The organism is Streptomyces sp. YS-3, from assembly GCF_045257485.1.
Lineage (GTDB): Bacteria > Actinomycetota > Actinomycetes > Streptomycetales > Streptomycetaceae > Streptomyces.
Map to the genome: position 1 here is coordinate 1 of NZ_JBJHPC010000298.1, position 8798 is coordinate 8798.

The 8798-nt window shown below is 71.4% G+C and carries 6 protein-coding genes; 5 read left to right on the forward strand and 1 reads right to left on the reverse strand.

Annotation, left to right across the window (positions count from 1 at the left end; all coding sequences use genetic code 11):
* Positions 1-2498, reverse strand: a 2498-nt coding sequence (locus tag ACJA3G_RS22560) for a DEAD/DEAH box helicase (RefSeq protein WP_406554842.1), incomplete at its 3' end; no start/stop codon positions are given.
* 79 nt (positions 2499-2577) lie between these two features.
* Here ACJA3G_RS22560 and ACJA3G_RS22565 point away from each other — a divergent pair.
* The 5 genes from ACJA3G_RS22565 to ACJA3G_RS22585 all read left to right on the forward strand — a co-directional run bounded on the left by ACJA3G_RS22565 (position 2578) and on the right by ACJA3G_RS22585 (position 8676).
* The gene (locus ACJA3G_RS22565) at positions 2578-2931 is read left to right on the forward strand and encodes an STAS domain-containing protein (RefSeq protein ID WP_053728100.1); all 354 of its coding nucleotides are present in this window, start codon (positions 2578-2580) and stop codon (positions 2929-2931) included.
* A gap of 85 nt (positions 2932-3016) precedes the next feature.
* Entirely contained in the window at positions 3017-3460 is a 444-nt protein-coding gene (locus tag ACJA3G_RS22570) for an ATP-binding protein (RefSeq protein WP_406554843.1), read from the forward strand.
* A 248-nt stretch (positions 3461-3708) separates the two neighbouring features.
* Positions 3709-6102 (forward strand): sodium-translocating pyrophosphatase, encoded by a 2394-nt coding sequence (locus ACJA3G_RS22575; RefSeq protein ID WP_406554844.1) that lies wholly within the window; start codon positions 3709-3711, stop codon positions 6100-6102.
* Positions 6103-6291: 189 nt separating this feature from the next.
* Positions 6292-7038 carry a small secreted protein gene (locus tag ACJA3G_RS22580; protein ID WP_406554845.1) on the forward strand — a complete coding sequence of 249 codons (747 nt, stop codon included), beginning with the start codon at positions 6292-6294 and terminating at the stop codon, positions 7036-7038.
* Between the two features lie 111 nt (positions 7039-7149).
* A complete protein-coding gene (locus tag ACJA3G_RS22585; RefSeq protein WP_406554846.1) occupies positions 7150-8676 on the forward strand; it encodes a methyltransferase in 1527 nt (508 codons plus the stop codon).
* Positions 8677-8798: the final 122 nt, after the last annotated feature.

An 8798-nucleotide genomic window follows, 5' to 3' on the forward strand; every position in this document is an offset into this window, starting at 1 on the left:
CCCCCACAGCGCCCGGTCGGCCGCCGCCAGCGCCGCCAGGTCCGCCGCGCCCCCCGCAGCAATTCCGTGAGGAGCCGGACCGCGCCGCGCTTGTGGAGCGGCTCGTTGCCGTTGCCGCACTTGGGGGACTGCACGCAGGACGGGCAGCCCGCCTCGCACTCGCAGGAGGCGATGGCCTCGCGGGTCGCCGTCAGCCACTCGTGCGCGGTGTGGAAGGCGCGCTCCGCGAACCCGGCGCCGCCCGGCTGGCCGTCGTACACGAAGACCGTCGGCAGCAGGGTGTCCGGGTGCAGCGGGACGGAGACCCCGCCGATGTCCCAGCGGTCGCAGGTGGCGAAGAGCGGCAGCATGCCGATCGAGGCGTGCTCGGCGGCGTGCAGCGCGCCCCCGAGGATCTCCGGGTTGATCCGGGCCGCGTCGAGCTGGTCCTCGGTGACCGTCCACCACACGGCCCGGGTGCGCAGGGTGCGGGGCGGCAGGTCCAGCTTGGTCTCGCCGAGCACCTCGCCGGTGATGAGTTTGCGGCGCAGGAAGGAGACGACCTGGTTGGTGACCTCGACGGAGCCGTAGCAGAGACGGCCGGCTCCCCACGGAACATCGGTGTCCGTTTCGAGTACGGAGATGGAGGTGGTGTCGCGGGCGACGGTCGAATAGGGCGGACTGGCCTCCTCGACGAGGGCGACCGGGCCGGCGGGGTCGTCCAGGTCCAGACGCTTCACCAGGTACGTACGGCCCTGGTGGAGGTGGACGGCGCCGTCGTGGACGGAGGTGTGGGCGGCGGACGCGTCGACCGTGCCGAGCAGCCGTCCCGTCGACGCCTCGACGATCTGGACCGGACGGCCTCCCCCGCCCCGGATGTCGGCGAGGTCGGTGGCCCGCTCGCGGCGGGTCCAGTGCCAGCCCGACGCCCGTCGGCGGAGCAGCTTCGCGGCCTCCAGCTGCGGCATCAGGCCGGGGCTCGCCGGTCCGAAGAGTTCGAGGTCGGACTCGGTGAGCGGCAGTTCGGCGGCTGCCGCGCACAGGTGCGGGGCGAGGACGTAGGGGTTGTCCGGGTCGAGCACGGTCGACTCGACGGGCTGCTGGAACAGCGCCTCGGGGTGGTGGACGAGGTAGGTGTCCAGCGGGTCGTCCCGGGCGACCAGGATCGCCAGCGCGCCCTCGCCCGAGCGCCCGGCGCGCCCCGCCTGCTGCCACAGCGAGGCGCGGGTGCCGGGGTAGCCGGAGATGATCACGGCGTCCAGGCCCGACACGTCGATGCCCAGCTCCAGGGCGGAGGTGGCGGCGAGGCCGAGCAGTTCGCCGGAGTGCAGGGCCTGCTCCAGGGCCCGGCGTTCCTCGGGGAGGTAGCCGCCCCGGTAGGCGGCGACGCGGCGGGCGAGGGTGCGGTCCACCTCGTACAGCCGCTCCTGGGCGATGACGGCGACCAGCTCGGCGCCGCGCCGGGAGCGGACGAAGGCGACCGTGCGCACTCCCTGGACGGCCAGGTCGGTGAGGAGGTCGGCGGTCTCGGCGGTGGCGGTGCGGCGCACGGGCGCGCCCTTCTCACCGAGGAAGTCGGTGAGGGGCGGCTCCCACAGGGCGAAGACCACCTCGCCGCGCGGCGAGGCGTCGTCGGCGACCTCGACGACGGGCAGGCCGGTCAGCCGGCGGGCGGCCACGGACGGCTGCGCGGCGGTGGCGGAGGCGAGGAGGAAGACGGGGTCGGCGCCGTAGCGGGCGCAGAGCCGGCGCAGGCGCCGCAGGACCTGGGCGACGTGGGAGCCGAAGACGCCCCGGTAGGTGTGGCACTCGTCGATGACGACATAGCGCAGCGAGCGCAGGAAGGAGGACCACCTGGGGTGGGCGGGGAGTATGCCCCGGTGCAGCATGTCCGGGTTGGTGAGGACGTAGTTCGCGTACTGGCGCACCCATTCGCGTTCTTCGACCGGCGTGTCGCCGTCGTAGACGGCGGGCCGGATCGCGTTGCCCAGGGGCTGGGCGAGGGCCTTCACCGAGCGCCGCTGGTCGGCCGCCAGGGCCTTGGTGGGGGCCAGGTAGAGGGCGGTGGCGCCGCGCCCGTTCGGGGCCTCGGAGCCGTCCAGGAGCGTGCTGAGGACCGGGGCGAGGTAGGCCAGGGACTTCCCGGAGGCGGTGCCGGTGGCGATCACCACGGACTCGCCGTCCAGGGCGTGCTCGGCGGCGGCTGCCTGGTGGGCCCAGGGGTGCTCCACACCGGCCCGCCGGATGGCGTTGATCACTTCCGGGCGGATGCGGTGCGGCCAGACTGCATGACGGCCCTCACGTGGGGGCAAGTGCTCCGTATGAGTGATGCGCGCAGCCCGGTCCGCCCCCGAGGCGAGCCGGTGCAGGACCATGCCGGGGTCGGGTCGTTCACCCGTGCCCTGAGCGGGTGTTCTGGGGCGGAGATTCCTGGCCATCGGCACCGAGTGTGTCACTGGCGGGACGGACAATGGTCCCAAGGCGTCGTGCATGGCTGCTGGTAAGTGATTGAATGCCATCGCGGCTGGCGATCCGTTCTCTGGCTCCGCCGGGGAGACTCAGGGATCGGCCGCTCGATAGCAAGGTGCTGGAGGATCCGTGGACCTGTCCCTGTCGACTCGCAATGTGTCCGGCCCTGGTGGCGACCGTACGGTCGTCGAGGTCGGTGGCGAGATTGATGTGTATACCGCGCCCAAGCTGCGCGAGCAGTTGGTCGAGTTGGTGAACGACGGCAGCTACCACCTGGTTGTCGACATGGAGGGCGTGGACTTCCTCGACTCCACCGGCCTCGGCGTGCTCGTGGGCGGACTCAAGCGTGTCCGTGCCCACGAGGGCTCCCTGCGGCTCGTCTGCAACCAGGAGCGCATTCTGAAGATCTTCCGGATCACCGGGCTCACCAAGGTGTTCCCGATCCATGGATCGGTCGACGAAGCCGTCAACGCCACCGACTGACGGCTCCGGAGGAAGAACAGGGGCACCGGGCCCCTCAAGGCCCGGGGCCCCTGACAAGCACGCCCGTACGTTCGAGGGGGATCGCATGGCCACCGTTGAACTCCGTTTCAGCGCCCAGCCCGAACACGTCCGGACGGCCCGCCTGGTGGCCGCCGCCGTGGCGCGCCGAGCAGGGGTGGACGAGGCGGTCCTCGACGAGGTCAGGCTCGCCGTCGGCGAGGCGTGCAGCCGTGCTGTGGGGCTGCACCGCGCGTACGGGTTGACGGCGCCGGTGCGCGTCGCGCTGACCGAGGAGGAGAAGTCCTTCTCCATCGAGGTCGGGGACGAGGTGCCCGGTCCGGGTTCCGGGGGTGCCGCGCCGGGTGGGCGCGGGGCCGCCGCCGAGGAGGAGCCGGACGACGGCGGGGAGGACGGGATGGGCCTCGCGGTCATCAGCGGCCTCGTCGACGACGTGGAGGTCACTTCGGACGAGTCCGGCGGTGTCATCCGTATGACCTGGCCGATCACCGGGGCGACCGCCGAGCCCTGACCGGTCCTTGGACCCCCGCCGAACAGGCCCTGCTGAGCAGGGCCTTTTTCGTTTTTAGGGATTATTCTCTAGATCGTTGATCAGCCGTCAATGCTTTTGCCCCATTACCGCTTTCGGGGGCCTTTTCATGGCGCGATCATTTGCTGATGGGCGACTGAAGGTCAATTCCGTCGGCCGCGCCCTGTTTTGATCGTGTTCCGCTCCCTACAATCCGTCCACATCTTGAGCTTGAACGTCAAGGAGGACGAATGGCGGGGCTCTTCAACCCACAAGAACTCGATCACCCCACTTCACTCGCGGCGGCGGTTCTGACCGACGACAACCGACTGATCGTGATCGTCATCGCGGCCGTGGCCCTCGCGGCCCTGGTCGTGGCCCAACTGCTGGTCCGCCAGGTGCTGGCGGCCGGTGAGGGCAGCGAGTCGATGAAGAAGATCGCGGCAGCCGTGCAGGAAGGCGCGAATGCCTATCTGGCCCGGCAACTGCGCACCCTCGGCATCTTCGCCGTCGTGGTGTTCTTCCTGCTCTTCCTGCTGCCGGCCGACAACTGGTCGCAGCGGGCGGGCCGGTCTGCCTTCTTCCTGATCGGCGCGCTCTTCTCGGCGACGACCGGATACGTCGGCATGCGACTGGCCGTACGCGCGAATGTGCGCGTGGCGGCAGCCGCCCGCGAGGCGACCCCCGCGGAAGGCGAACCCGAAAAAGATCTCACGGCCGTCTCGCACAAAGCCATGAAGATCGCTTTCCGTACGGGCGGCGTGGTCGGCATGTTCACGGTGGGCCTCGGCCTGCTGGGTGCCTCCTGCGTCGTCCTGGTCTACGCCGCGGACGCCCCCAAGGTGCTGGAGGGCTTCGGCCTCGGCGCCGCGCTGATCGCCATGTTCATGCGTGTCGGCGGCGGCATCTTCACCAAGGCGGCGGACGTCGGCGCCGACCTCGTCGGCAAGGTGGAACAGGGCATTCCGGAGGACGACCCGAGGAACGCCGCCACCATCGCCGACAACGTGGGCGACAACGTCGGCGACTGCGCCGGCATGGCCGCGGACCTCTTCGAGTCCTACGCCGTCACCCTGGTCGCCGCGCTGATCCTGGGCAAGGCGGCCTTCGGCGACTCCGGCCTGGCCTTCCCGTTGATCGTCCCGGCGATCGGCGTGGTCACCGCGATGATCGGCATCTTCGCGGTCGCCCCGCGGCGCGCCGACCGCAGCGGGATGTCCGCCATCAACCGCGGCTTCTTCATCTCCGCGGTGATCTCCCTCACCCTGGTCGCGGCAGCGGTCTACATCTATCTGCCGTCCACGTACGCCGAGTTGGACGGGGTCACCGACGCCGCCATCAAGACGCACGACGGCGACCCGCGGATCCTGGCGCTGATCGCGGTGGCGATCGGCATCGTGCTCGCGGCCGTCATCCAGCAGCTGACCGGGTACTTCACCGAGACCACCCGGCGCCCGGTCCGCGACATCGGCAAGTCGTCCCTCACGGGCCCCGCGACGGTCGTCCTGGCCGGTATCTCCATCGGCCTGGAGTCCGCCGTCTACACGGCCCTCCTGATCGGTCTGAGCGTCTACGGAGCGTTCCTGCTCGGCGGCACCTCGATCATGCTCGCCCTGTTCGCGGTGGCGCTGGCCGGTACCGGTCTGCTCACCACGGTCGGCGTCATCGTCGCCATGGACACCTTCGGCCCGGTCTCCGACAACGCGCAGGGCATCGCCGAGATGTCCGGTGACGTCGAGGGCGCGGGCGCGCAGGTCCTCACCGACCTGGACGCCGTGGGCAACACCACCAAGGCCATCACCAAGGGCATCGCCATCGCCACCGCGGTCCTCGCGGCGGCGGCGCTCTACGGCTCGTACCGGGACGCCATCGCCACCGCGGTGAACGACGTGGGCGCCAAGTCCAGCGAGATGACGCTGAGCATGGACATCTCCCAGCCCAACAACCTGGTGGGCCTGATGCTGGGCGCGGCCGTCGTCTTCCTGTTCTCGGGTCTCGCGATCAACGCGGTGTCCCGGTCGGCGGGCGCGGTGGTCTTCGAGGTGCGGCGGCAGTTCCGCGAGCACCCCGGGATCATGGACTACAGCGAGACGCCGGAGTACGGACGGGTCGTCGACATCTGTACGAAGGACGCGCTCCGGGAGCTGGCCACCCCCGGCCTGCTCGCGGTGCTGGCGCCCATCGCGGTCGGCTTCACGTTCGGCGTCGGGGCGCTCGGCTCGTACCTCGCGGGCGCGATCGGCACCGGCACGCTGATGGCCGTCTTCCTCGCCAACTCCGGTGGCGCGTGGGACAACGCCAAGAAGATGGTCGAGGACGGCAACTACGGGGGCAAGGGCAGTGAGGCCCACGCCGCCACCGTCATCGGCGACACCGTGGGCGACCCGTTCAAGGACACCGCGGGCCCGGCCATCAACCCCCTGCTGAAGGTGATGAACCTGGTGGCGCTGCTCATCGCGCCGGCGGTCGTCAAGTTCAGCTACGGGGCGGACGCCAGCCCCGCCGTGCGCACGGTGGTGGCGGTGCTCGCCACGGCCGTCATCGTCGGCGCGGTGTACGTCTCCAAGCGCCGCGGAGTGGCGGTGGGGGACGAGGGAAACCACGAGATGGCCGCCAAGTCACCTGACCCGGCGGTCGTTTCCTAGGAAGAGCACGGCAAGGGCGGGCGGACGGTGCGGATTGACGCGCCGTCCGCCCGTCTCTTTTGCGTCGTGAGCCTTCTCTCCCTTGGTGCAAATGGCTGCAAAAGCGAGCAGATCAGGCGTACGACACGCGGTTGTCGCCCACTTGGCGTGTATGTTCCGGGGCCGAGAGCCTTGGAAGGGACCGATCCGGTGAACAAGAAGCTTGCGGCCGCACTGTCCGGCGGCGCGGTACTGGTGCTCGCACTGTCGGGTTGCAGCAGCGACGACTCGGACAAGAAGGTGAACGACTGGGCCAAGACCTTCTGCGACCAGGCCCAGCCGCAGATCAAGAAGATCACTGACGCCAACGCCTCCATCGAGAAGCAGACGGCCGACGAGAGCAAGCCGGCCGATGTCCAGAAGACGGACTCGGCTGCCTTCCAGCAGATCTCCGACGCGTACAAGGCGCTCGCCGGCAGCCTCGACAAGGCCGGCGTCCCGCCCGTCGACGAGGGCGACAAGACCCAGCAGGAGGCCGGCAAGGAGCTGACGGCGTCCTCCGCCTCCTACGCCGACCTCAAGAAGAAGGTCGACGCGCTCGACACCGGCGACCAGGCGAAGTTCGCCGATGGGCTCAAGGGCGTGGCCGACCAGCTGAACACCATCAGCAAGAGCAGCGACGACGCCCTCAAGAAGCTGGAGTCCGGCGAGCTCGGCAAGGCGATGCAGAAGCAGCCGGGCTGCCAGAAGCAGACCGCCTCCGCGTCCTCCTCCGCCACGCCCGCCGCCGGCGGCGACGCCTCCAAGCAGGCGTCCCCCTCGGGCCCGGCCTCGCAGTCGGCCTCGCAGTCGGCCAAGCCCTCGGACTCGGCGAAGCCCTCGGCCTCCGCCGGCTCCTCGGCGTCGGCGAAGCCGTCCGACTCGGCCAGGCCGTCGTCCTCGGCGAGCGCCGAGTAGAAGGCGCGCGGCGGCGCCGCACCGCGCCGCCAGAGCCCTCTCGCACGGCCCGGACCCCATGTGGGTGCCGGGCCGTGGGTGTTTGTCGGTACGAGCCGCCACAATGGCGGGGTGAGTACGACCAGTGTTCCCGCCAATCCGCCCGCCGGCCTGCCCGTGCCCGATCGCGCGGCCCGGCTCCGCGACGCCCTGCTCGCCGCCGACTTCACCGCCGACGGCCTGCTCGACCTGCTCGGCGCCCCCGCCTACGCCGCGCTGGCCCGCAGCGAGACGGTGCCCGCCCTGCGCGCCACGCGCGGCGACACGCCGCTCGACACGCTCGTACGGCTGTTCCTGCTCCAGCAGCCCGTGGCGTACGAGCGGGTCCGGGCGGCCCTGCCGGGCGACGAGGCCCTGGAGGACGGCTGGCTCACCCGGGCGGGTGAGGAGGTGCGCGCCGCCGTTGACGTGCGTCCGTACGGCGGTCCGGAGGGGCAGGACTGGTTCATCGTCTCCGACCTCGGCTGCGCCGTCGGCGGCGCGGGCGGCGCGAGCGGCCGGGCGGACACCGCGATGGTCCTCGGGGTCGGCGGCGCGTCCACCACGCTCGCCGGGCTCACCGTCCGTACGCCGGTCGCCTCCGCCCTCGACCTCGGCACCGGCTCCGGCATCCAGGCGCTGCACGCCGCACAGCACGCGACCCGCGTCACCGCCACCGACCTCAACCCGCGCGCGCTGGCCTTCACCCGGCTCACCCTCGCCCTGTCCGGCGCTCCCGAGGCAGATCTGCGCGAGGGCTCGCTCTACGACCCGGTGGGCGCCGAGACGTTCGACCTGATCGTGTCCAACCCGCCGTTCGTCATCTCGCCGGGCGCCCGGCTGACGTACCGGGACGGCGGCATGGGCGGGGACGACCTGTGCCGCACCCTCGTGCAGCAGGCCGGAGCCCGGCTGAACGACGGGGGATACGCGCAGTTCCTCGCCAACTGGCAGCACGTGGACGGCGAGGAGTGGCAGGAGCGGCTGCGCTCGTGGGTGCCGCGCGGCTGCGACGCCTGGATCGTGCAGCGCGAGGTCCAGGACGTCACGCAGTACGCGGAGCTGTGGCTGCGTGACGCCGGGGACCACCGCACCGGCCCCGAGGCCTACGCCGAGCGGTACGAGGCGTGGCTCGACGAGTTCGAGGCGCGCGGGACCAGGGCGATCGGCTTCGGCTGGATCACGCTGCGCAAGTCCGGCTCCGAGCAGCCCTCGGTCACCGTCGAGGAGTGGCCGCACCCGGTCGAGCAGCCGCTCGGCGAGACCATCCGGGCCCACTTCGACCGGCAGGAGTACCTGCGCACACGCGACGACGCGGCGCTGCTCGCCGACCGGTTCCGCCTCGCCGACGAGGTGGTGCAGGAGCAGGTCGGGCTGCCGGGCGCGGAGGACCCGGAGCACGTGGTGCTGCGGCAGAACCGGGGCATGCGCCGGGCGACCACGGTGGACACGGTCGGCGCGGGCTTCGCGGGCGTCTGCGACGGTCAGCTGGACGCGGGCCGCATTCTGGACGCCATCGCCCAGCTGATCGGGGAGGACCCGGTCCAGCTGCGCGACCGCACCCCGGAGTCGATCCGGATGCTGGTCGGCCAGGGCTTCCTGGAGCCGGTCGGGAAGTGACGCGCGGGGCCCCGGGCCGCCGTCGGGACGGCTGAGGGCGAGGGGCCGGCGTACGACAGGTGCGGTAGGGGCGCTCCCGCACACGGCGGGGGCGGCCCGGCGGAAGGCGCCGGGCACGGGGA

Excerpts from the sequence above, each read along its gene's own strand:
- ACJA3G_RS22570 (WP_406554843.1), top strand. The coding sequence starts at position 3,017 with ATGGCCACCGTTGAACTCCGTTTCAGCGCCCAGCCCGAACACGTCCGG.
- ACJA3G_RS22575 (WP_406554844.1), top strand. The coding sequence starts at position 3,709 with ATGGCGGGGCTCTTCAACCCACAAGAACTCGATCACCCCACTTCACTC.